Annotated in this window: 23 protein-coding genes and 5 pseudogenes; 10 read left to right on the forward strand and 18 right to left on the reverse strand. The window is 57.4% G+C overall.

Annotation, left to right across the window (positions count from 1 at the left end; translation table 11 throughout):
• Positions 1 to 110 precede the first annotated feature (110 nt).
• Positions 111 to 841: pseudogene (locus ACJ70B_RS19445) on the forward strand (IS6 family transposase).
• Here the strand turns inward: ACJ70B_RS19445 and ACJ70B_RS19450 are convergent.
• The 5 genes from ACJ70B_RS19450 to ACJ70B_RS19470 form a co-directional block, all read right to left on the reverse strand.
• Positions 807 to 1,490, reverse strand: coding sequence for a phospholipase D family protein (locus ACJ70B_RS19450; protein WP_408960649.1), 684 nt, complete (start codon positions 1,488 to 1,490; stop codon positions 807 to 809). The pseudogene ACJ70B_RS19445 and the gene ACJ70B_RS19450 sit on opposite strands and share 35 nt — an antisense overlap.
• A gap of 444 nt (positions 1,491 to 1,934) precedes the next feature.
• Positions 1,935 to 2,738, reverse strand: coding sequence for an alpha/beta fold hydrolase (locus ACJ70B_RS19455; protein WP_408960650.1), 804 nt, complete (start codon positions 2,736 to 2,738; stop codon positions 1,935 to 1,937).
• 383 nt (positions 2,739 to 3,121) lie between these two features.
• Positions 3,122 to 3,571 (reverse strand): hypothetical protein, encoded by a 450-nt coding sequence (locus ACJ70B_RS19460; RefSeq protein ID WP_408960651.1) that lies wholly within the window; start codon positions 3,569 to 3,571, stop codon positions 3,122 to 3,124.
• 105 nt (positions 3,572 to 3,676) lie between these two features.
• On the reverse strand, positions 3,677 to 4,072 hold the full coding sequence (locus tag ACJ70B_RS19465; protein ID WP_408960652.1) for a PIN domain-containing protein: 396 nt from the start codon (positions 4,070 to 4,072) through the stop codon (positions 3,677 to 3,679).
• Positions 4,069 to 4,266 (reverse strand): antitoxin VapB family protein, encoded by a 198-nt coding sequence (locus tag ACJ70B_RS19470; RefSeq protein WP_076146299.1) that lies wholly within the window; start codon positions 4,264 to 4,266, stop codon positions 4,069 to 4,071. Before ACJ70B_RS19470 ends, ACJ70B_RS19465 begins: the two co-directional genes overlap by 4 nt.
• A gap of 597 nt (positions 4,267 to 4,863) precedes the next feature.
• Between ACJ70B_RS19470 and ACJ70B_RS19475 the strand changes: the two genes are divergently transcribed.
• Positions 4,864 to 5,193: a hypothetical protein gene (locus tag ACJ70B_RS19475; protein WP_408960653.1), complete on the forward strand. Its 330-nt coding sequence runs from the start codon at positions 4,864 to 4,866 to the stop codon at positions 5,191 to 5,193.
• 1,081 nt (positions 5,194 to 6,274) lie between these two features.
• Here ACJ70B_RS19475 and ACJ70B_RS19480 read toward each other — a convergent pair.
• A complete protein-coding gene (locus tag ACJ70B_RS19480) occupies positions 6,275 to 6,598 on the reverse strand; it encodes a hypothetical protein (RefSeq protein ID WP_408960654.1) in 324 nt (107 codons plus the stop codon).
• 139 nt (positions 6,599 to 6,737) lie between these two features.
• Here ACJ70B_RS19480 and ACJ70B_RS19485 point away from each other — a divergent pair, with 139 nt between their 5' ends.
• Complete coding sequence (locus ACJ70B_RS19485) at positions 6,738 to 7,658, forward strand: helix-turn-helix transcriptional regulator (RefSeq protein WP_408960655.1); 921 nt, start codon at positions 6,738 to 6,740, stop codon at positions 7,656 to 7,658.
• A gap of 31 nt (positions 7,659 to 7,689) precedes the next feature.
• Here the strand turns inward: ACJ70B_RS19485 and ACJ70B_RS19490 are convergent, their stop codons facing one another.
• Positions 7,690 to 8,103, reverse strand: a complete 414-nt coding sequence (locus ACJ70B_RS19490; protein ID WP_408960656.1) for a PadR family transcriptional regulator — start codon at positions 8,101 to 8,103, stop codon at positions 7,690 to 7,692.
• Positions 8,104 to 8,231: 128 nt separating this feature from the next.
• Here ACJ70B_RS19490 and ACJ70B_RS19495 point away from each other — a divergent pair, with 128 nt between their 5' ends.
• Positions 8,232 to 8,780 (forward strand): hypothetical protein, encoded by a 549-nt coding sequence (locus ACJ70B_RS19495; protein ID WP_408960657.1) that lies wholly within the window; start codon positions 8,232 to 8,234, stop codon positions 8,778 to 8,780.
• 72 nt (positions 8,781 to 8,852) lie between these two features.
• On the opposite strand, the pseudogene ACJ70B_RS19500 reads toward ACJ70B_RS19495, so the two are convergent.
• The 8 genes and pseudogenes from ACJ70B_RS19500 to ACJ70B_RS19535 form a co-directional block, all read right to left on the reverse strand.
• Positions 8,853 to 9,203, reverse strand: a pseudogene (locus tag ACJ70B_RS19500) (hypothetical protein); the annotation flags it as partial.
• Between the two features lie 288 nt (positions 9,204 to 9,491).
• Positions 9,492 to 9,839: a hypothetical protein gene (locus ACJ70B_RS19505; protein ID WP_408960658.1), complete on the reverse strand. Its 348-nt coding sequence runs from the start codon at positions 9,837 to 9,839 to the stop codon at positions 9,492 to 9,494.
• A gap of 87 nt (positions 9,840 to 9,926) precedes the next feature.
• Positions 9,927 to 10,250, reverse strand: a pseudogene (locus ACJ70B_RS19510) (pirin-like C-terminal cupin domain-containing protein); the annotation flags it as partial.
• A gap of 127 nt (positions 10,251 to 10,377) precedes the next feature.
• The gene (locus tag ACJ70B_RS19515; RefSeq protein ID WP_188879674.1) at positions 10,378 to 10,515 is read right to left on the reverse strand and encodes a hypothetical protein; all 138 of its coding nucleotides are present in this window, start codon (positions 10,513 to 10,515) and stop codon (positions 10,378 to 10,380) included.
• 2 nt (positions 10,516 to 10,517) lie between these two features.
• Positions 10,518 to 11,063: a type II toxin-antitoxin system death-on-curing family toxin gene (locus ACJ70B_RS19520; RefSeq protein WP_408960697.1), complete on the reverse strand. Its 546-nt coding sequence runs from the start codon at positions 11,061 to 11,063 to the stop codon at positions 10,518 to 10,520.
• Between the two features lie 24 nt (positions 11,064 to 11,087).
• Positions 11,088 to 11,387, reverse strand: a pseudogene (locus tag ACJ70B_RS19525) (hypothetical protein); the annotation flags it as partial.
• A 518-nt stretch (positions 11,388 to 11,905) separates the two neighbouring features.
• Positions 11,906 to 12,250, reverse strand: coding sequence for a hypothetical protein (locus ACJ70B_RS19530; protein ID WP_408960659.1), 345 nt, complete (start codon positions 12,248 to 12,250; stop codon positions 11,906 to 11,908).
• A gap of 321 nt (positions 12,251 to 12,571) precedes the next feature.
• Entirely contained in the window at positions 12,572 to 12,928 is a 357-nt protein-coding gene (locus tag ACJ70B_RS19535) for a winged helix-turn-helix transcriptional regulator (protein ID WP_408960660.1), read from the reverse strand.
• Between the two features lie 149 nt (positions 12,929 to 13,077).
• Here ACJ70B_RS19535 and ACJ70B_RS19540 point away from each other — a divergent pair, with 149 nt between their 5' ends.
• The 6 genes from ACJ70B_RS19540 to ACJ70B_RS19565 all read left to right on the forward strand — a co-directional run bounded on the left by ACJ70B_RS19540 (position 13,078) and on the right by ACJ70B_RS19565 (position 18,848).
• Entirely contained in the window at positions 13,078 to 13,482 is a 405-nt protein-coding gene (locus tag ACJ70B_RS19540) for a DoxX family protein (protein ID WP_408960698.1), read from the forward strand.
• A 20-nt stretch (positions 13,483 to 13,502) separates the two neighbouring features.
• Positions 13,503 to 14,351, forward strand: coding sequence for a VOC family protein (locus ACJ70B_RS19545; protein ID WP_408960661.1), 849 nt, complete (start codon positions 13,503 to 13,505; stop codon positions 14,349 to 14,351).
• 327 nt (positions 14,352 to 14,678) lie between these two features.
• On the forward strand, positions 14,679 to 15,545 hold the full coding sequence (locus ACJ70B_RS19550; protein WP_408960662.1) for a helix-turn-helix transcriptional regulator: 867 nt from the start codon (positions 14,679 to 14,681) through the stop codon (positions 15,543 to 15,545).
• A gap of 107 nt (positions 15,546 to 15,652) precedes the next feature.
• The gene (locus ACJ70B_RS19555; protein WP_408960663.1) at positions 15,653 to 16,798 is read left to right on the forward strand and encodes an ABC transporter substrate-binding protein; all 1,146 of its coding nucleotides are present in this window, start codon (positions 15,653 to 15,655) and stop codon (positions 16,796 to 16,798) included.
• Between the two features lie 5 nt (positions 16,799 to 16,803).
• On the forward strand, positions 16,804 to 17,916 hold the full coding sequence (locus ACJ70B_RS19560; protein ID WP_408960664.1) for a FecCD family ABC transporter permease: 1,113 nt from the start codon (positions 16,804 to 16,806) through the stop codon (positions 17,914 to 17,916).
• Complete coding sequence (locus tag ACJ70B_RS19565) at positions 17,916 to 18,848, forward strand: ABC transporter ATP-binding protein (protein WP_408960665.1); 933 nt, start codon at positions 17,916 to 17,918, stop codon at positions 18,846 to 18,848. Before ACJ70B_RS19560 ends, ACJ70B_RS19565 begins: the two co-directional genes overlap by 1 nt.
• Before the next feature lie 288 nt (positions 18,849 to 19,136).
• Here the strand turns inward: ACJ70B_RS19565 and ACJ70B_RS19570 are convergent, their stop codons facing one another.
• The 3 genes and pseudogenes from ACJ70B_RS19570 to ACJ70B_RS19580 form a co-directional block, all read right to left on the reverse strand.
• Positions 19,137 to 20,639: an amidohydrolase family protein gene (locus ACJ70B_RS19570; protein ID WP_408960666.1), complete on the reverse strand. Its 1,503-nt coding sequence runs from the start codon at positions 20,637 to 20,639 to the stop codon at positions 19,137 to 19,139.
• Between the two features lie 374 nt (positions 20,640 to 21,013).
• Positions 21,014 to 21,421: pseudogene (locus tag ACJ70B_RS19575) on the reverse strand (AAA family ATPase); the annotation flags it as partial.
• A 494-nt stretch (positions 21,422 to 21,915) separates the two neighbouring features.
• Entirely contained in the window at positions 21,916 to 22,812 is an 897-nt protein-coding gene (locus ACJ70B_RS19580; RefSeq protein ID WP_408960667.1) for a DNA-binding protein, read from the reverse strand.
• Positions 22,813 to 23,347: the final 535 nt, after the last annotated feature.

Below are 23,347 nucleotides of genomic sequence, written 5' to 3' on the forward strand. Positions count from 1 at the left end.
TCGTAAGTGGTTCCCACCCTATATCCGATGTAGATGACTGTTTTCCAACGGAGGCACCGTCTAGTTAGCGCAGTTTGAGGAGTGAGCAGGTCGTAGAGTAGTTTGGATCAATGCTCGCAGACCTGCTCAGCGAGAGCTACGCGGCGGAATTTGATGAATGCTGGAAGCGTGAGCGGACGGCGACGCCCGTCAGGGCGTTCGCCGTCCGGCTCCACGCAACCGGTTGTTCGCTTCGAGAGACACAAGCAATTCTCCGCTCACTCGGCGTTGAACGCTCTCATCAAGCGATCTGGCACTGGGTACATCGGCTAGCTGACAGTGTACCAGACCCGCCGACGTCCACGAGAGCCACGCTCTCGTGCGGCCCATCAGAACGCAAAGCGTTCTGAGGACGGCGCAGCCGTCGCGGGCCGCGGTTGATGAAACCGCTGTCAGGATTAACGGTGACCGATCTTGGCAGTACGCTGCAATAGACCTCGACACGAAACTCATTCTCGACGTCGCGCTCTTTGGACGGCGAGGCACCGATCCAGCTGCTGCGTTTCTGCATGGACTCACCCAGAAACACGATCTCTCCGACGCTGAGTTTCTCGTCGATGGTGCTGGCTATCTGACTGCTCTTTCTCGAATAGGATTGAGCGGTCACCTCAACTACGTCGATCGAAACCACATCGAAAAATGGTTTCACACCCTCAAAATGCGGATCGACCGCTTCCACAACTCATGGGTTGGCAGTCGGGCCAGCGTCAGAGAATGGCTTGAACAGTTTGTCCACTACTATAACACACAGCGACCGCACCAATCACTCAACAAACAACCGCCAGCGGAGGTGCTAAACTAGACAGTGCCGATACGTCATTGGTATCCCCAAAGGAACACGATGCCTCATTGCCTATCCTTTCTTCCTCAATTAGCTGATTCAGAAGGATTTCGTCCAACTCCCTGCTCCCTTTTCGAACCGACGCAATTAGAGTTCTCTCAATATCTTCGAAAACGTGGCTTCCGTCTGTATCGTGAGTGTCTACTTCATACACGAGGCCAGCCTCAATATTGCTCCGGAAACCAGAGTCCGTTGCATTTGCTGAGCCAACTATAGCTCGCGTTTTCTCATCCCCCTGAAAGAGATACACCTTTGGGTGATATTCTACCTCGGGCCGATTTACTCGGAACACCGATGTCTGAATCTTAGAAGCAAGCAATCCTTCTAACGCCTGTTTTGTCGTAGCTTCACCATCGACTCCAATGTAGAAGACAACATCACTAACGCTGTCTTCTTTCTCAAGTGCCTCAGTCAGGTAGCCGATACCGGAACTGGTCGCGTACGCAACAACAAACTGGGCAGAGTGGAACGCTGGTTCTGTGAGAGAGGATATTACTGCTTCACCAATGGTGATGGGTGGATTTTCTATTGCCGATTCTTCGACATTGACTATCTCTCCAGTCGATTCGCTTTGAATTCCGAATCCCTGTCCGATGAAGCTACTATGCATTCTGTTAGCTGTTTAGGCCCGTAGCTTATTCGATTACTGTCCTGATGCACTCTCATCAACAAGTGCATGTAGTTATGGTGATGACGAATTCAACTCACACTTCAAGCAAAAAGCTGCATCGCGGAACAAGATGTCTCTCTAATCGTTGTCCGCGATCCTCAACTTCGTCCCAACAGATTAGGATGAATACCTGGGTCCAATGTTGTAGAGTGCTCCATATACCTCAAAATATTCTCGATGACCGGCTTCGCGGACACAGTACTTGTGGTAAGTACAGATGCGAACTTATCGCTGTAACTTCTATCAGATATGAGTATATTATAAGAATTGTATTGAACGCAGAGCGCGTATCTCTCACAACCCTGTTTCCGGTGGATTAGTGGGTTTACGTTGGTAATAAAATATGACGAGGCCGATTCTGTTGGCTCTAACGTTTATTTAGAGCTATTTACAGAATTCAGTCAGTTCTTGGTTGAGTTTCTCTTTTTCCTCGTAGAAGAGTGCATGACTACTCTCCTCGAAGGGAACGAGCTCCGTGTTTTCGATTCCGTCGTGGAGCTTCTCCGCCGTCAGCTCGAACGGACATGCCTGATCGTGGACACCGTGACAGATGAGCGTCGGAACAGAGATGTCTGCGAGGTCGGAACGAAGATCCATCTTCGCGACCGCTTCGATTGAATCAGCCATGGCCTGCGGCGACGATTCCATGCTCATGTTCCAGAGCCAATCTTTCAGCTCGGGACTCGGGGCGGAGTGAAACAACGAATCACCGAACTCACTGCTTACTTTCGCCCGGTCCTCATAGCATCCCTCGGCAAGGTCCATGAACGCGGCTTCATCGACGCCTTCCGGAAAGTCGGGTTTCTCGGTTAGAACGGGGCACGCAGCACCAAGCAGCGCCAGTTTTGACACGTGTTCTTCGTTATGCCGACTCATATACCGGGTGACGACTCCCCCACCCATCGAAAAACCCGCGAGTGTTACGTCATCGATATCAAGTTCGTCGAGAACCGTCTTAAGATCGTCAGCGAACAGATCGAAGCCGTAGTCACTCCACGGTTTACTCGACTGTCCGTAGCCACGGAGATCGATACCGATACACCGAATGTCCTCCCTCGGGAGTTGGATGTACTGGTATTCGAACATTCTGTGGCTCAGAGGCCATCCATGAACGAACACGACCGGAGTACCTGACCCCCAATCCTGAACGAACAGCTCTACTCCCTCTTCAACTTGTATTCGGGTCATATTGACCAAGGTTCAGTCCCACATGTAGTTATATAAACAGCTAGCCAATGATCTTGACTATTTGATGGTCAATTGCACCAAAATTTCCCTATTTATCAGAATATCTGGCCTATGTTTGTGGATTAAGCATATAACCACCAGATCGTTCTGCTTAGAGGCGCATTTGAAAGAAGATAGATCTTTTCTGACTGGATTCTCTGGGCCTTGTTCAGTAGGTCGTTTCTGATATTTAGCCGGGATGTGGGTCGCCGCTCCAGTAACGCCTTGGCCTGTACTTATCGCTGTCCTCGAGGACCGGCTTCGCGGACACAGTACTTGTGGTAAGTATAGGATGTGTATAGAACGACGTTCAGAAATGGTGTTCGATCTTTTGACAGATATCGTCATTCATCGAGCGTAACATGTTGGCAATTCCCCGCTAAAAGAACAGACGGAGATTCCTCCGGATCACCCTTAATCCAGACTTCGATACCTTCCCAGTTTCCTTTAGAACACTGACTGTTCGGATCATCGAATTCCGGCCACGGCTGTTCGAACCGTTTTCCATCGACAGTCACGACGACGGTATGCGGGTCGGTTGTCTCGGGGAACGTTGCGTCCTCATGAGCTTCATTGTCGTCGGAAAGGGAGTAATCCCGTTCGAACACGACCGCTCCATCGTCCTCTTTGATCGCGACGGTGACATCGCGGACAGCGTCTCGATTATGCAAATAGACACTCACAGTGTGCGCGGGTTTCTCTGAGCTAATCACATCGCTACACCCGACAACCCCTCCGATTCCGCTCGCCGCTATCAGGCCGAAAATAGTGCGACGGGAGGGCATATCCGACATGTTCAGTAATTAATACTTGCTGTGATAAGAACCTTTGGACTGGATTCCAGAGAGCGTCTCCGATAGGTACGCATCTATACTTATCGCTGTCCTCGAGGACCGGGTTCAGTCGTCGCGAAGATTCGTCACTCGCATTTTGGACTCGAGGGTGGCCGTCTGAAAGTCCGAATCCGCAACGACGAGTTGATCGCCGGTCGAGCGGGCGGTCGCCGCGATCATCAAATCGCGAACGGCCATCCGGTCGCCATCGGTGAGGAGTTCGTCCTGCAGCTGAGCTGCCTCGAGCGCGATCTCCTCGTTGAACTCGAGTGAATGGACGCCGCCGAAGTGCTGGCGCTCCGCCCGGAGATCGGTGTCGCCGCTGCCGAGCCTTCCGGCGAGGACCTCGTAGACACAGATCGCCGACGTGAGATACGGTTCGTCTTGTGATTCGACGAACGCGACAGTTTCATCGACACCCTCGAGCATATCGATGATGACCGACGAATCGAGAAACGTCATCGCTCGAAGCTTTCACGGGATCGATCGATAGCGTCGCGGGCTCGGTCGGCGGTGTCCGAATCCCATGCACCGACAGTGATCGGCTCTTCGTCGCTCGCCAGTCGCTCGAGCAACTCGTCGAAACTCTCGTCGTCGCGCTTGAGTCGATCGAGTTTTGCTTTCGTCTCGTCCGAGACGCGGATGGACGTACTCATATGTATGCATCGTGTATGCAGCGGCTAAGAAGTTTCGCCCAGTAGCTGACAGGCAAATCTCAGCTATAGGATGACTGCCCAACTGGAAAGATAAAACGATCAATCACGAAGATGTGCGTTCGACCGCGCTAGTTCCCGAAGCCGCTCGTTGTCCGGAATATCGTACTGTTCACGGATATCGCGGACAGTTTCTTGTAGCGACATAGTTGCCGTGAATGCCTATGGGGTTGGTAGAGATAAAAGTTCCAACGATCATCCCTTTTGGTTGCCAATGGTGCTATAGAGTGGGAAATATCGACTTCTATGGCGTGGGGTAGTCTTCCGGATCAATAACGGAAACTTCCCACGTCCCTGCATCTGTCTGCGTCACCCGCACTGGCTGATCTTTCACGTTCCCTTCGTCGTCGACCAATCCAAGCGCCCAAAGTTCGCTTTTGGGAGTACAACACTGCCCGACGTACGACCAACTTGTGTCAACTGATGGATCGGAATGGCTACGTTCCTAACTGGTCCTGAAACTGTTTAAACATTGGTCTCACTAGTACGAGACTATGATATTCCCAGCCGCTATCACTCGCTCGAGAGACCCATCTGACCATGGGCGCAAACAACCCGCCACCGACTGACGAGAAGCAAATCGACGAAGTCTACCACGACCGGAATCTCCTCGCGATCGCCTTCGCGAGAGCGATTCGACTCACTCGGGGCCCGAACACCACGGGCTGGTACTGGTCGATGCTCGGCGGCTTCGGCAGTAGGAACGATCTCGGCAAAGTCCGCGGGATCGTCGAATATCCCGCCGACGTCCACAAGGCCGACGCCGAGACGTGTCCCCGAACGCTTTCCGATGAACTCCTCGTCGACGGCGAACCTCTCACGCTTCGGCGCTACACTGACAACCAGGACAACACGATCGGCTCCAAGTGAATCTACTCGGACGATACCACCCTCAGACGCATCGATTCACGCGAGTGGACGCTCGAGAGTACGCACTATGGGAGCGATCACGTCCGAATCAAACACCCCTTCGACTAACACACGATGCGCATCGATGTTTCACTCCGCGGGAGCAAAGCCGATCAGTTCGAACGGATTCAAGAGCACCTCGAGGAGCGTCGTAGTCACGAACTGAGTCGCGCAGATGTCACTGCGCAGGAAAAAGGGCTGGTGAGATGGAACAAAGATGAATAGATCGTGAGAAAAGGCCCGAAATTTGACGAGAAGAATCTAGGGACGAGAATTTACTGACTGAGAGCGATGTCGTTTGTTACCTTGTTCGCCTGTATCTATCCTCCGTAACCGGCAAGGGATGTTACTTTCATTCTTCCATTTCATCCATTCGCTCCCGAAACTGTTCTCGTTTCTCTTCGATCTCGACTTCGCTATAGTGGTCCAGCATCGCCTCGTGGTCGTACTCGAGTCGAATCAAAATATAGCAGGTATCTCCTTCGTCGCTTAGCCAATCAGGATGGTCTACCACCCAGGGTACCGCGATTAAGAAGCCCTTAGCAGCAGAAGTCCTCACGCCGTAGGGAGGGTTCTCGCCTCAGCAGCGAACCTTCGGCTTCGGCACAAGGCCTCGCCTTTCAGGATATACCAACTTGAGGGACTATTTGGACTGGGGTATAATAAAGATAACTACAGCTGCGGTGCGGTGCAGTAGCGGGTCGGCTCAGCTACCGCGGTAGAACGTGTAAGCCGCTCTCCGTGCCGTACTAGGTTCTTCAGACGAACAAGCCTGCTTCTTCAACTCCCGCTCTATCTCTACAACCGTCGTATCCTATGGGGGACCATTCACACTGAGGGGTGTGGGGGTAAACGAGGCGTAATCTATCCACGTGTTGCTCTGTCTTCTCTCGGCGTGAAGTCTCGTTAGAGAGTAGCGGTTGGTAGTCCATTCACACCGAGGGGTGTCGGGTAAACCGATCCCATTCACACTCTGGGGGGGTGCCATCTGCTACGCTCCGAATCATGTTGAAACGAACATCAGGCTACAGTTCCATCTCGTCTACTCGTCGGGATTCACCGGCCCTTTGTACTTCGACGTCACCGAATCGCCTTCCCGCCACTGCCAGTAGTAGTAGCGGTTGTCGTTGATCTCCTTAATCGTGATCGTCGCCTTCGCCGGCACGTCGTCTGGGAGGTCATTAGGGCGTTCCTCGACGTCGGCGTTGTCCGCTTCCTCCTCGAGACGAGCTTCACGCTCCTTGTATTCGGCCAACGCCTCGGCGTAGCTGGCAACGTCCCGAAGATGCTCCGATGTGGCTTCGTTGAGCGTGTTGACGATCTCCGTTGGGAGGTTCGCCGGTGGGGACGGTGGTTCGTAGGACATCGACTCTCTCCGAGTTAACCAACACGGACTCTCTACGCATAGTTTTGTTGGTTAAGACGATGGGGCAAGCTCTTGTCCCTCTCGGTCTGTAACACTACTCGAAACTCCTTTATATACAAGTTTCGTACTATGTTACACCGTGCTCCGGCGCATCGAACTTGAGGTCCTCGCCACGGTTGACCGCGGCGACACGATCTCCGACCTCGCGACGAAGCTCGACCACAGCGAGAGCTACCTCTCCCGTGCCGTCGGCGACCTCGTCGAGAAGGGACTCGTCTACACGGAACGCGACGGGCGACGAAAACGAGTCGTCCCGTCGGATGCTCGCGCCGTCGAACTCTATCAGGACCTCGTCCGCCAGCACTCCCACATCGACTTCCCCGAGCTACTGACCGGCAAGGCACTCGAGGTGTTGTACTACCTCGACCAGCCGCGAACCGTCTCCGAGACCGCCGACCAGAGCGACAACTACCGCAACACGGTCAACCGCGTCCTCAAGCGGTTTGGCGATCGTGGTCTCGTCGGGACGGCCGACGGCCGCTATGACTTCAACGTCGATTTCGACCGCCTCCACGAGTTTGCCCGGGAACTCTCACACCATCTACATCGCCACCGTCTCGAAGCCGTTGCCCCGAAGGGGACGATTCTCTGGGAGGACTACGACGAATTCCTCGCCCAGGTCGAGACGGAGATCGACGCGGCGGAGTTCCACGAAACCGGGCTCGCTCGATTCGCGGCCTTCGACCTCCAGTTCCTGCTCACCGGCCAGCGCTACTACGTCTACTCCGAGGATCTCGACGCAGTCTCGCCGGCGGAGCTCTGCTGTCACACGCTGTTAATCGACGACGGCAGCCGCCACCGCTCGTACTGTCTCCTTCTGCTCAGTCACGTCGACGTCGACGAGGAGGACCTCCGAGAGCAGGCGGCGAAGTATGGCCTCGAAGACGAAATCGACGCCTTGCTCCGTTACCTCGAGACGCACGGGGAGGTCGACGACGACCGGCTCCCGGAGTGGGAGGAGTTCCAGGAGCTAGCGGCAGATTACAAAATTGAATCCTGATCGAGTGCTCATTTGGAAAGAATTTCGGGAGTTACGCTTCTTCCGGACGGGGAGCCTTCTCGTACTTAACCATCTTTTCGGGCTTGTCTGAGATGGTGTCGTAGATCTGCTGGAGGGTCTCCTCTGCGGCGAGCAGGTTGTGTTCCTCTAGGAACTCTCGTCCCTCCGCCGTGAGGCCGTAGAACTTCCAGGGGTAGCCCTGCCGGCGCTGATCGTCATCCAGAGCGACCTCCTTGACGATGCCGGCGTCGATGAGTTTCTGGACGTGCTTGTAGACGGTCGCGTCGCTCACGCTGGGGTTGAGCTCCTCGAGCTCGTACATTGAGGGTAGCTGCTCGGGATGCTGGAGGATGTTGTTGATCAGCGCGAACCGCGTCTGCTGAGTGACGAAGTGGACGAGTTCGCGGGATTCCATCCTGTCGGCAGTCCCCAGGTCGGTACTCATACGAGACGATACACGGCCTGGCGGCAAGTAGTTTACCCTTGAGTAAACCACTCTGGAGTAAACTACGCTCGATTGAGTAGGTGATTTACTCCGTAAACCATATCGCACAACGCGGAGAGGAGTTGAATATGTCCGACGAGGAGCCGCCCGTCCCTGAAGAGGTCCTTACCAGTGCGAAGGACCAACTCGATGACGAAGAGATCTCGCTGGCCGACAATGAGGAGATCCTCCACGCCCTGAGCGAACTGACTCCCGTCTATGAAAACGAGCGCTCGTACTTCGTGCTCGGGAACTACGACCGGGAGCCGATTCGCCGGCTGAACCTCGTTGTGGACCGGCTCAACCGCCGCCAGGACGCTTACGCCTTCCGGATGGTCGACATCCGCGGGGAGTGGGATAACAGCATCCAGAAGTTTTGCCTGATCGCTGACATCGTGACCTACCTCGTCGGTGTCGCCGAGAAGGAACCGAGTGATTTTCTCGTCGAACAGGGGCTCCTCGTAGGCACGACCGAGTTCTTCGCGAAGAGCCATGTTCTCAAGCGGGTGTACGAGGATGAGGAGCACCCCTTCGGCTGGATGCAGGACGGCGTCTTCGAGCTGTTCGAACGCGAGGGGCGGCTGTATCGCTGGCAGACTGAGGAGCAACTCGTTGACGTGACAGAAGAACTCCCGTGACGGCGGGTGAGATAGCGACTTATTCTTAACCAACGACAGAAGTGAATAGGGCGGTTTGTTGGTTAATCAAGATCAGTCCGCACCAGCTGGGAGACGACCATCCGGTCGCGGGACCCGGCCCCGTTTGATTTCGTGATCGACGCGACGCAGGTGCTTGCAGCCGCCTTCGGGTGAGCGCTGCTGCCAGTCGGGACAGGTACACGATTCGTCGATGACGTCGACTTCGTACCTGTTGCCGGACGCGGACTGTACCTCGTAGCGGCCACCTTTCGAGAGGAGTGAGACGTCCATCGCTTCGGCGACGGCCTGCTTCGTGCGGGGCTCGAGATCGTCCTGTGACGCTGCGTCCTCGTCGACGACCAGTCGGTCGCGAACGTCGCCCGTTCGGCCACCGTCGGGAGCGACGGCTTCCGCAGGGCCACTGGTGATGAGGAGCGTGTTCCGGTAGGAGTAGTCGTGGAAGCGACTCTGGACGTCGAGCCACTCTTGGAACTCTTCGCTGGCCTGCGCGTCGTCGACGCCGGCGACGAGTTCGTCGATCCACTGTTCGATAGTGCTGTTCATCTCGTCGGATCGCGTGTCGGTCTGGTCGAAGGAGACCGACGAGTCTCTGGTCGTGGACATCGTGTTCACCGAATCGAATTCACGGCGACTGCGTCTGTTCAGACCGCGCCGCACCCCTCTGGGGCGTTCAAAAACCGAGTCAGTCGGTTAGCGGAGTTCGTGGCGTTCGTCAGCGAAGCCGACCGTGACGAGGTACTCGAGGAACTCGTCGAACCGCTCGACGTCGCTAGGCGTGTCGGTCGCAAGGTGACGCGCCCACTCGATGGCCCACTGGAAGGGGGGATCTGTCCCGCCCTTGCCGTGTAGATACCACCAGCGAGCCGCTTTGAGAACCACTATGGGATTCGTCGGCGGCTGCTCACCGGCGAGCCCACGGGTGATGGACTCGATTTCATCGGGGACGTCGGCGGGATTGATCTCGTCTGCTTGCGTGGTGTCGATATCGACCGGGACCTCGTCGATCGAGATGTTGTTGGGACTCTGTTGTTGACTCACAGGCAGTCACCTCTGAGGACTCTCGATGGAGCCCTCGCGCTCTCTGGGGGCGCAAAAAACACTCCCTGCAGTCGGTACGACGGTATCTTAGCGGCCGATGGTGCCTTGGCGGGTGACCGGCGCGTCGGGCTTGATGCTGAAGGCGACGATGGTGGCGTCCTCGGTCGCAGTGACGGCCACGTCGTTGCCGCCGGTCACGAGTGCGCTCTCGGTGAACTCGACCGTTTCATCGCCGACCTCGACGGCGCCGTCGAAGACGTACAGGTAGGTGTGCCAACCCGGCTGTGAGGGGAGCGTGGTTGTGGCCTCAGCGTCGAGTCGGCAGTCGTAGAAGTTGACGTCGTTCCGAACGTACAGCGGGGCGTCGGTTCCCTCGGGCCCGAACAGGTGGCGCCATTCGCCGGCGACCGGGTTAGGAACAGATGATTGACTACAGCAGTTCCTGTCGGCAGTAGAGGCGATTCGTTGGAGGATGGAAGACCAGTATTGCCCGAATGGCCGGCGTAATTGGTATAGTACCCGCAGCTTGGAGGCAGTCCTACTCAGTCGCGAGTTCGTCGTAGATTTCCTCGTGCTCGTCGAGGTCTTGGCGTCCGAGGAACCGGATGAGATACTGCCGTGCCTCCTCGGGGGACATCTCATCGGGAATCTCGGGCTGCTCACTTTCAGCGGCCATCCTTACTCCTCACTATGGGCGTCGTCGTCATAATCGTTCGGTTCGTTGGATTCCTGGTCGGCTATGTCGTGCCCCGTCGGTAGCTGGTCTGTGCCTTCAATATGTGCCAGCCACAGGTTGATGGTCGCCTCGTACTCCGGAGCAAGCGGCTCTGTGTGCGCTCGTAGATACTCGATCACGTTGTCCTCATCGACACTACCCTCATCTGTGGCGAGCGCCTTGAGTATCTTTTTGACCTCTCGATCGTAGTCAAAGCGGCGGCCATTCAGCGCGTAGAAAATGCGGGTCGACATGAGCGCCGTTCGCTTGTTGCCATCGACGAATGGATGATTCGCCGCAATGAGCCGAAGTAATTGAAATGCCTTCTCGTGGAGCGACTCGGGAACCTGACCGAAATGGCCTTCTTGGATATGTTCGACGGTATATTCGATATCACCTGGTGAAGAGATGCCCGCCGTGGTGTCTGCATTTGACTCCACGATCAACTCGTGGATGTCACGAATGTCACCAGCCGACAAATAGCTGATTGACCCCGGTTCCTCGTCCATCATCGATATCCTCTGGGAGGGCGCTTATCTAACCTCTGCTTTCTGCAGATGCTCTTCGCTTCTCTGTTCGCCCTTGGTGGCTATTATATGCTTCTCGTCCAGTTGTTGTAGTGCGTCTCGATGGGTCCAAATCGTTGTCGTTGAGATGGTAGCGGCTCCTGCAATCTCGGATTGCGTCAGCCATCGGCCCTCCTCGCGACCGGCCTTGTAGAGGCAGGCCGCTGCGAACCCGGCCGGATGGACGCCCGTCGTGACGCCGCGCTCCTCGGCCTGTTCCGCAAGGGTTCGGGCCCGCTGTCGGATTTCGTCCGGACACTCGAGGTCCTCCTCGTCGTCGAATTTCGCGAGTTGAGCGACGCGACCGAGCGAGACGAGCAAGTCGTGTTTGTTCGTCTCGACATCGAGGTTCATCACGTTCGTAACGATTTTCTGGCCGTCTGGATCGTCAAGTCGAACGAACGACGCTGGGATGTCCTCGTGGAGCAGTGCGGAGACCATCTGCTCGTCGCGCGTCGCATCAGCCGGGATGTCCTCGAGCGTTCGGCCGAGTATATCGGCTTTGTCTCCGGAGTCGTCTTCGACGCGTTCGATGTCCGCACAGAGTCCCTGATATGCGCTTGTTTGGCGAGGGCTGAGTTAAGGTATCGGTATCCTTCGTCTCGAGTATCTCTATCATCCGCTGGGCGTCGGCCTGGTCTATGTCGCCGTAGTCCAGCAGTTCGTTCATTCGGCGGAGATGATCGGCCTCGCCGTAGCCGGCGAGCATCCGGGTAGCAGTCGCATCGTTGACCCTCCCGAGCCACGTCTTCTACGAGGCTCGATCGGTGTTGCTTCTGAGCTTTTCAGCCCTGGCGATTTTCCCGAATTTGCTCCATCACGTCCCGAGTCCGCAGGTTCGGATTCATCTCGATAACTGTATCGTGAAAGTCTCGAGCAGTTTCTACGACTTCCTCGATCCACGCATCTTTTAATACAGGTCGGGAGGTGTCAATATCGAGGCGGTCGTCCGGGTTTCGAGCACCCATCAAGGTCGAACTTTTCGCCACGTTGACCGCTTCGTCGTCCCACGGTTCGACTACCATCCAAGATGGTCCGAATTCGAACTCGATTATGTAGCGCTCATCAGAGAGTACCGCATCTACCGAGTCGAGTAGGTTAAGGACGATTCCACATGCGAATCCCGTCACGCCGCCGTCGGAACCACCCCATATGTACGTCTCGCCGACCGCTATCGAGACCTCGATCCATCCGTCCGGATTTTGCTTCTCGGAAACTCTCTGCCGGTACTCCGAGTCGTAGTGGAACGTGATCGTCGCGGTCGCCGAAGGTGGGGTTCCGGTCATGCTGTGTCAACAAACCCTCCTTCTCCGTCGTTCAGTTCCGGCACCCACCGCTTGACTGCTGGGCCACTAAGCGGATATGCCGTTTCCACCTCACCATTTGGCAATACGATCACCCTCATATCGTCAATGTCGCTGTCCGGGTATCCTTCTTTTGGACAGTTCGGTCTATTCAAGCCATTCAGCTCCCCAGCCATCTAATGCCTCGAACACGGGACAGAGGTCGCCCCCCTTCTCGGTCAGCGAGTAGTAACTGGCGACTGGCGACTCCAACTCCTTGCGGTTGTCAATGAATCCCTTCTCCTCCAAGTCATCGAGGACACGAGACAGTGTGTAGGAACTCGCCCCTGTTGACCGTTTGAGTTCGTTGAACCGCTTTTCTCCGTCTCGTAAGTTATGGAGGGTAATAAGTTTCCACTCGGTTCCTATCTCTTCGACTGCTCCAACGACGTTGCAGAGGTCCGAATTTTGCTGTTCAGCGTCGGTCTTTTCCTCCGTATCACCGTCGGGTGGTTGGGTAGTCATTACTTGGTTACACTCTCGTTGCCTGAGCTATTAAGCGGTTTGAAGTCCAACCAGGTGATGTAATGGAACTACAACACTTGACGGAACGCCAATCCGAGACGACTGCGCGGTGGAGTCCAGTTTTCATCCGACTAGCCCTTGGGATTACGATGCTTGTCGCAGGCGTCGGCAAAGTCTTCTCGATCGGACCGAAAGCGATGGGTATCTCGGGCTTCGCAGGCTTCTTGGCGAGTCTCGGCGTTCCGCTTCCCACGATTATGGCATGGGGCGTCGGTCTCCTCGAACTTATTGGTGGTATCTTACTACTGGTCGGCTTGGCCGTTCGAATCACGGGCGCGTTGATTGCCATCGACATGTTCGTCGCCACAGTGCTGTACCACCTTCCCAACGGGTATCCGGCCTCGAGTAATGGTATCGAATTGACGCTCGTGCTGACCTTGATGGCAGTAGCGCTTGTCTTGAGTGGTCCTGGAGCGCTTTCGATCGAACAGACATTGTCCGACCAAGAGGACCGCATCCGTGACTCGTCTCAGTCGAGGGCCACAGACAGATAAATAGCGCTCATGTTCCCATAATGACACCAATAACTACAGACGTACTCCCCCAGCAAACACGTATCGGACGGACCGCACTCCGCGTCAACGACCTCGGAAAGATGACTGAGTTCTACCGGGATGTCGTTGGGCTCGATGTGCTCCATCGCTCCAACACCAGTTCCGTTCTCGGTGTCGAGGACACCTCTCTCCTCATCTTGGAGGGGGAGGGAGATGGACTCCAACGACACAGGTCAGCTGCTGGGCTCTTTCACAACGCGTTTCGGGTCCCCTCGCGTGAGGCGCTGGGTGACGCGTTAGCTCGCATTCGGGAGCACTGGCAGCTCGGCGGCGCGTCCAACCACGGTGTCAGCGAGGCACTGTACCTGACTGACCCGGAGGACAACGGCATCGAGATCTACCGAGATCGTCCTCGTGAGGACTGGCCTCGCAGCGATGACGGGAGCGTTCGTATGGGAACGTATCCCCTCGATCTTGAAGCGGTGGAAAGTGCTGCCGCTGGTGACGCAGGACTCCCCGCTGGAACGGACATTGGGCACGTTCACCTCGAGGTATCCTCGCTGGAGGCGTTCCGTGAATTCTATATGGACACCGTCGGGTTCGAGTTACAAGTGGATGAGCCAGGCGCAGTGTTCGTGTCCGCTGGTGGCTACCACCACCACATCGGTGCGAACACGTGGAATCATCGGTCCGGGCCAGTCGGCGGCAGAGGCCTCTCCTGGTTCGAAGTGCTCCTTCCCGACACAGAGGCACTCGACGTAATTCAAGCCCGAATCGATGACAGTCAGTATCCGATAACTGAGACAGAGAATGGCATCGCGGTCACAGGACCAGACGAGATCGAGGTGAGGTTCCGAATCGGAACGTAGCTTCTAGCTCTGCTCTGTACGGTCTTGTGAACATCAGATATGAGTGCTTTTCGACGGTTAGGTTTCATCAGAATCGAGATATGATGTCACGCCAGCGGGAGGTAGATCCTCTGCTCGCCGGCTATTTCTACAAGTTTCGGTAACGGTATCTAAATTTCATTCGTAGCTTTAGTATCCACAGATAGTGCCGGTGTCGTATTCAGCGGCCTGCGGGGCGCGGCGGGTTCGGAGATGGACCTTAGGAAACGACTGAATGGCCGCTCTGGCCTAAGCTATAACAAATCTGGATTGAAAAGGATTTAGGCCAGCCTAAACAACAGACATCATATGACAGCTGAGTACTCAGGGAAGGAGATAAAGTCTAAGGGGGAGGATCAGCTTGCTGAGACCACAGTCGAATACGTCGCGTTCCTTACTCGCTCGGAACACCGCTTTCACGTGCTCAATCTATTAGCAGACGGTGCCAGTTCCCGCGAGGAGCTGCGCAAGCAGTTAGACGCGACTCGAGTAACCTTGAGCCGCATTCTAGGTGACCTCGAGGACCGGGCACTCATCCACCGAAGAAATTCCGAGGGGGGATACGAACTAACCTCCTTTGGTGAAACTGTTTACCGGGACCTCGTTAGGCTTCAAGGAACAATAATGGTCGGGCAAACCTACCCTAACCTAATTTCGCGACTCCCGACCGACTGGTTTGACTTCGACCTCCGTTGCCTCGCCAACGGCGAACACATCCATGGGAAGAGTGAAGACCCGCTCGCAGCTACCCGTACTCTTGCCAATGCCATCAAAGGTAGCTCCTCGTGTGAGTCACTCGTTAGGACGTTCACCTCACTCCCAGTGTATGGGTACGAACAGGCCATCCAGAACGGGAGTGAACCCGAGGTGCACGTCATCTTCGATTCGAATGTCACTGAAACGATAGTGGGAGACTCGTCTCTGCACACAAAGTTGCGAGAACTCGAGTCGCAGGCCGATTCGACAGTATATTTCAGTCTCGATGAACGTGTCCCCTGTACCGTCGACCTCATCGACGGCGAAACTGTATTTTTCACCGTCGATCGGGATCACGAGACCGGATTCGACATCATCTCGTGTTCCCATTCCGACGTAGTAGCGTGGGCCAATCGGGTAATTGGTGAGTACAGTGATCGTGCGGTGCCGCTTGCTGAGCGGACGAGCGACGTGGACTGATCCGAGTGAACACGGCATGTGACCCGTTACATGCCGTGAACATCGTTCACACTGGGTCGAATCGAACAGTGGGCATCAATAAGTTGTTTTAGGGGAGCCTAAGAACTATGGCACGTCGACGCCAGATACTCGCGAATAGTGCTAGTCTCATCGCCGCCGGTCTCGCCGGCTGTGCTGGAAACAACGGCAATGGAACGGACGGAACGGACCAGTCGACAAGTACAGAACCGTACACGGTCCATATGAAACCTAACGATCCCTACACATTTGAAGCGGTGCCCGAAACGTATGGCGTCGGTACCAGCCCCTTCATCGACATGGGGATGGCACTCGGCATCCACCCGACGGCGACCACCGGCCTCGAACGCGCTCCGCTGAAGTTCTATGACCTCCTCGACCTCGGGTTCGACGAGAGTCAAATCACCATGATCGCCAGCGACGCCGAGTCCGGCTACGACAAGGAGAACTTCTACGCCGCCGATGCCGACGTCTGGCTCATCTCCCGAGACAACATCGGTAACTTCGTCAACTGGGATGACTCCGACTTCGAGAACATCGAATCCCAGACCGGCCCCTTCCTCGGCACGACACTCCGATTTGCCCCCCAGATTGCGTTCAAGGACGAACCGAACCCGTACACAATGTACGAGGCCTTCGAGAAGGTCGCGAAGATTTTCCAGCGCCAACAGCAGTTCCTGGCCTGGCAGTCTCTCCACGACGACCTTATGAGCACCATCGAGGACGGGCTCCCACCGGAGGGCGACCGTCCCACAGTCGCCGCCATTTGGCAGGGCGTTAGCCCCGATTCCGGTCGGTTCCGCATCGCGCCCCTACACCGCCTCGCCAACAACACCAAGTCCTACTATCGGCTCGGTATGCAGGACGCCTTCGAGGGACAGTACCCGGACGGCCCGATCGGCTACGAGGAACTGCTCCGCGCTGACCCCGACTACATCGGCGCTGTCGGCGCACTCATGCACGCGACCCACGAGGAGTTCGTGAACACCGTCATTGAGCCGTTCGAGAACAACGAGAACGGCCAGCAGCTCGGTGCCGTCCAGAACGGCAACGTCATCCGGAGTGGCGGCCAGTACATGGGCCCTATCGTCGACATGTTCTCCACCGAGGCCGTCGCAAAGCAGGTCTACCCCGACGAGTTCGGCGAGTGGCCCGGTCCCGTCGGTGACGTTCCGGAGGACGAGCAGCTCTTCGACCGCCAGCGCCTCATTAACATCGTCAACGGGGATCTGTAGGACCGATGGCGGAACTGTTCGACCGGCTTGCAGACTGCCGAGTGGCAGCTAGCCGTTGGTACGCCAGTTCGACGCTGGCAGGCGTCGCGCTTGGGAGCATCGCAGTGTTGGTCGGAGCGACACTCCTTCAAGTGAGCTTCGGCGCGTTCCCGCTGACCCTCGGAGAAGCGTGGGGGGCAGTTTTCGACCCTGGCATCCTGTTCAGCTTCGAAGCGTGGCGGGCGTTCCTGCTCGGTGCTGACAACCCCGAGTGGTTCACCCTGCAACAGCACATCGTCTGGAACATCCGCCTGCCGCGCATCTTCGTCGGCGTGCTCGTCGGTGCGAATCTTGCCGTCTCCGGCGCCATCTTCCAGATTATCACCCGGAACGAGCTCGCCAGCCCCTACATCCTTGGCGTCAGCGATGGCGCCGGGCTCGTCGTACTGGTCGTCCTAACGGCGTTCTCCGAGTTCCTTCCCTTTGTGCCAGTGATCGCGGCGATCGGTGGCGGCGCGGCCTTCCTGCTGGTGTACGTCATCGCGTGGAAGAACGGTACAAGTCCCGTCCGGCTTGTACTGGCGGGTGTCATCGTCGGCACGATCTTCGGTTCGGTACAGCGCGCACTGTTCTTTTTCATCGACGACCTCAGCACCGTAATGTCGGCGCAGGCGTGGCTCTCCGGGTCGCTGCTGAATACCGACTGGGGTGAGGTCCGTATCGCACTTCCGTTCACGCTATTGGCGCTCACGCTCGCGTTCGTAGTGACCAAAGAGTTGGACGTGCTCGCGCTTGGCGAGGAGACCGCAGACTCCCTTGGGATGCCTGTTGAGAAGATGCGGTTCGCGGTCGCTGGTATCGCCGTACTGTCGACAGCGGCCGCTATCTCGGTCGCGGGTCTCATCGGCTTCGTCGGGCTCATTGTTCCACATATGGTGCGGAACATTGTCGGTGGTGACTCGCGACGGCTCCTGCTCGGGTGTTTGTTTCTTGGGCCGGCGCTGCTGGTCGGTGCCGATGTGGGCGCGCGCCTCGCACTCAACCCCATTCAACTCCCGGTTGGTATCATCACGGGACTAGTCGGTGGGCCGTACTTCCTCTATCTGATGCGGAAGACCGAGAATTTGGGTGAAGTGTAATGCAGGAGAATGCGAAGTCAAGCGAGCGTGTAACGAGCCGCGAATTACCGGGTGCTGGCGTGGACGAGATGGCGTCACCGGCCCTCAATGCGGACGAACTTGTCGTCGGGTATCCAAACGCCGACGAGCCAGTCATCGACGGCCAGACGCTCGCCGTCCCCGAGGGTGAGGTAACCGCGCTTATCGGCCCGAACGGCAGCGGCAAGTCGACACTGCTGAAAGGGCTTGCGAACCGACTGGAACCCGATGACGGCCATGTCCTGCTGGATGGCCGGCGTGTGGACTCGTTCGAATCGAAGGAACTTGCGCGGAAGATCGGTCGGCTCTCCCAGCAGAACACCGCACCCGACACCATCAGCGTTGAGGAACTCGTCGAGCGCGGACGCTACCCCCACCAGGGATTCTTTGAATCTCAGACCGACAGCGACGAGGAAGCCGTCGACGAGGCGATTTCGATGGCCGGCGTCGAGCATCTCCGCGACCGTGAGGTTGGCACGCTCAGCGGCGGACAGACGCAACTCGTCTGGATCGCGATGGTACTCGCTCAGGATACAGATGTCCTCCTTTTGGACGAGCCAACGACGTTCCTCGACCCCCGTCATCAACTAGAAGTGATGAGCGTTGTGGAGACGCTCCGCGATGAGAGTGAGACGACGGTCGTACTCGTCCTACACGATATCTCGCAGGCGGCACGCTATGCCGACAACATTGTCGCGCTCACAGAGGGCGAAATCTATGCCCACGGTCCGGCTGAGGCGGTCGTGACCGATGACCTCCTTGAAGATGTTTTCGATATCGACTCGGAGGTCATTGAGACCGACCACGGTCCTGTGGTGGTCCCCTTGGATCCGATCAAGGAGAACCACCCGTTCCAAACGGGTGAGTCGGAGCCACTACAGCGAGGAGATGGCAACCCCAACGAAGAGGAGTGAAGCGCACGAGGCTTGTTTGAGGCTAAGCGACTCGGTGGCAACGTCGTGCTGTCTGCAGATCTCACGGGACATCTCGATTTTTGACATCTCCTCCGGAGGAAGCCGGAGGAGGATGTCAATCTTTTGTCTGTGACGCGTCCGGTCGTCGCGTAAACTCGACACTGTGGACTCGATGTCGAAGCGCGTGAGAACAGAATTGAGAGAGAGGTGGTGGCACAGGCGAGGACCCTCTCACGGGAGGGCTGGTTGTCGGTCTATGCAACGCACGGATTCGCGGGAGGTGTAGTCCTACTCATACAACATGCCGCTCTCGCGGAGGACACGCCGACCAGACTGCACGAGCTGGTCCTGACGCCGCCGTGCGGTGGCGTTGTACAACGTCCCGTCGCGCTTGACGACGTTGCCGTCGACGAGTACCGTATCGACGTTCGCAACCTCCGCCTGGAAGACCGCCGTCTGGACGGGATCGTGGACCGGCGACGTGTTGATGTCGTCCGTCCGGATGAGCGTGATGTCCGCGCGCTTGCCGGGGGTTAGCGACCCGATTTCGTCCTCCAGTCCGAGTGCACGGGCACCGTCGATGGTCGCAAGTTCGAGCGCGCGTCGTGCCTTCAGCGAGACGGTCTTGATCTGTTTGTTCTTCTCGACGGTCGGCTGGTTGTCGAGCGCCCGCTGGACCTGCAGCGCCATCCGCGTCTGCGTGAACATGTCGCCGCTGACGTTCGAGACGATGTCCACGCCCACGGACGGAGTCGCTCCCGCGTCCAACGCCTTCCGGAGCGCTGGCATACCCATGCCCATCTGCATCTCAACTTCCGGGGAGGTCGACAGCGACCCGCCGGACTTCCCGATCAGCTCGAACTCCTCCTCTGTGAGTCGATTGGCGTGGACGTAGTTCAGATCGTCTCCCAGCAGTCCAAGCTCTTTGAGGGTGGTCACTCCGCCGGGACCGAGCGAACCGATGTGCATCGACGCGGGGATACCAAGCTCGCGTGCGAGTTCGATGTCGTGGGCGACGACTTCGTCCGTCGAGTAGTCCGGACCGCGGATGCCCATCGCGAGCGTGAGCAGACCGTCGTTGGCGGGGAAGCGCTCGCGGTGGAGTCGCCGAATGTCGTCCGGGTGCGGTACCGCGCTGTTCTGCCACCACTTCGCGCTGTCGTCACCGGGCGGCCCGTGCGCGAACACCGCACGGATACCCGCGTCCTCCAATCCGTCTATCGCGCGGTTGGTGTGTCCCGGCGAGTTCGCGATGTGGAACCAGTCCAGAACCGTCGTCGCGCCAGCGTTCAGTTGCTCGACGGCCCCGAAGAGATTTCCGAGGTAGGCGTCTCTGGGCCGGTAGTGACTGCTGATGTTCCCGAGCATCTTCTCCAGATACTGGAGGAATGACCAGTTGCCGGCGATGCCGCGAACGCCCGCCTCCCACGTGTGGAGGTGCGCGTTGACGAATCCGGGCAGGACGATAGAATCGCTGGCATCGATAACCTCGGCGGCGGGTGCCTCAATGTGGTCGTCGATTCGCTCGATCCGTCCGTCTTGGACGAACAGGTCGGCGTCGTGTAGGACGCCGATGTCGGGGTCGACGGTGACGATGGTCCCGTCCTTTATCAAAACACGGCCTAGCGACTGCCCGGGCTGGCCGGAGTCGCCTGTGCGTGACGAGTCGTTCTCGGCCCCGTCGGCGCTACCTACGGAGGCGAACGACAGCGCAGATAACGTCACACCACCGACCTTGAGGGAGTTGCGTCTCGATACGCCGGTTCCAGTACTATCTTCGCAGTCTGTCATGGTGTCGCTGCAAATCATGGTTTGGGCCGGGGCTGGATAGGACCTCGTTTGTCATGTTGGAACAGCACTACGACCGCCGGACAAAGCGCGAAAAGATGGAGCAACGGTGAGATTACCTGGATAACCTCTAACAGGCAGTACTATTGCGCTGTCTAGGGGTCAGACGATCTCGTCAATTAATCCGTATCCATTTTTGGATCGGCCGCGATCTTCGAAGCCATTCGCTGAGAGTGCGGCGACGATCCTCTCCCTGCATCAGTATCTGTGGTCATGACGAGCTCCGCACTACCGTTGCTCAAGCATTCGACGACGACACTCGGTCCTTCTCCGGGATTCTCGGTCTGTTACTCAGCCGGCATTGATGGTGGTTCTCAAACCAGAATGAGCGTACCCGAGGTGTTCTGGAAGCGTTGGTCCCACAGCCGCTGAATAACCGAAGGAAGGCTTTCGTCAGCATCGATGAGGTAGGGGAATTCGTCAAGGACCACAATTCCGTCGTGGTCGCCGAGATACCCCAAGAAGGACTCCCAGTTCTGTTTGATCTCCGTAATCCCAGGAAACGTGTCGGCCGCAACATCGACGAACTCGTCAAGTTGTATCTGTGACGTGGTCTCCGTGGCTTGGTAGACGACGGCGTCGTCCCGGTCGGAAAGCGAGTGCTGGACGAGCTGTGTCTTCCCGAGTCGTCGCCGACCAAAAATAACGACCATCTCAGCGTCGTCGGATTCGTAACATCCACGCACCCGTGAGAGTTCCTGTTCCCGATCCACGAAGCGTTCCATGTGTCTACTCTCTCCCACTGGAGAATAATACTTCCAGATAGCCTATTTCAGAATAGGCTAACTCGGAATTGGCTACTTCCTAATTCCTTCTCGTGATATACTCGGATGGATTGAGAAACACCATGACTAATATCTGCCAAATGGCCTATTCCAATATCGGCACTGTCTAGATAAGGGAAACCGTAAGACGTGGAAACGGTGAAGATGTGATGGAGCCTGTGACATCGTCGTCTAGTCTCTGACACAAGTGGGGACTCGATCGACGAGCAGCGGTGACAGCCTCTTAGGACGGTTGCCGAACAACACTTACTGCCTTTTCCTTCGAGCCAGACTGTCTGGCCGCCATTGTCCAGCAAGTCGGATGATCGCTTTTCCATCTATAAGCGAAAGCCCGGCAGCGAACCGGCCATCAGCCGTGAGCAGCCCGGACCGTGGAGGTGGTGGGCGGTGGCGGTGACTGCGTACACACTAGCAAAAAAGGGGTTCCATCCCGGCTATTCCCACCAGCGGCCGCGCTCGGGGAAGTGGATCGTCGTCCAGCCGGTCACGGCCAGTGAGACACGGCCTTCGTGCCAGTTCCGGGCAGCCTTGTGGATCCGCACCTGCTCACCTTCCTCGATCCACGGCGCGTCTGACGACTTCCAGATGGTTACACGCGTCTGGCCACTGTCGTCTGCAACGAGCCCGACTTGTGCGATGCTTGGATGAGAGGGATCCCACAGGGTTTCGACACACCCTTCGATGCTCACCTCTTTCCGAGAGACCTCCTCGAGGTTCGCGATGGGAATGACGTGTCCAGGCGCCGTCTGCAGTTCCTCGAACACGTGGACGACCGCACTTGTCAGGTCTTGGCCACCGACGACGGCTTCACTCAACCGTCGGCTGATCGCCGCTCGAGACCAGCCATCTAACTCCTTCGCGAGTCGCATCGACTGCTTGTTCACGGCCGCCAACTGCTCTCTAGAGAGTTCTTCACGGGGATCCGCTTGCTCCGGGTCTGCCAATGGATCCACGCTTGCCGCCCGCTTCTGGAACTCAGAACGCCGCACGTTGCTCTGCTTCGCAGCGATTGTTCGCGTCCGCTTTGCACGACCTTCCTGCGGCCCCATTTCACCCTGGGCATTGATCAGTTCGAGTTCGTCCTCTCGTGCTCGAATGCGCTCCTCCTGCTCGAGGGTGACGCCGTGAATCCGCTCGGTGCTCGTGTCCGTGATCCCGTCCGGGTGGTTCGCATCGACCTTCGCCTGCGTCTCCTGCTCGACCGCGGCCTCGAACTCCGGCGTCTCGTCGACGACCGGGAACCCGTCCTCATCAACCGCCTGCTCGTCCGCGTGCTCGAATGCCTGTTCATCGACCGAAACTACATCCGTAGTGGCGTTGTTACTTGACATTGGAATCTCCCAAGATTCCTGAAGGCGCTCACGCGCCCGACACCGCGATGCCTCTACATCGCGGATTTCCTCGACGGACTACGACCGACAGACCCATCTGCGCGCTCTCGCTCGCGCCTTCGCGAGCGCCCTATGGGGCGCGAGCGAGAGCGCGCCTCAAGGAGGCCACCTAACCAGCACCGCGCGCCGACCCGCCCGGAGCAAGCGGTCAGCGGGATATGCCCGCTCGTGTCCGGCCCGGACAGCGGGTCCGTGTTCAGGGCGACTGTCGCCGAGAACGCGCGCCGCCGTGTGGCGCGCGACAGCGCAGGCGGCACAAAGCGCTGGAACGCGAAAGCCCGCAAGGGGCGCAACCGACGGGGATACCCGCTGGCGTCGAGACCAGATTCATTTTAGCCCGGAACGGGCGCTCGCGGTGCGGAGAGCGCCCGCAAGCCCGGAATGGTCGGTCGCGAGCGACGCGGAGGGCGGCAGCGGGGCGTGCCGTAACAAAGAACCTGTTCAACCGGGCTCGACGCTCAGTCACACAGCCGAT

Origin of the sequence: Natrinema sp. 74 (assembly GCF_046097095.1) — an archaeon.
In the GTDB taxonomy this organism is placed as follows: Archaea; Halobacteriota; Halobacteria; order Halobacteriales; family Natrialbaceae; genus Natrinema.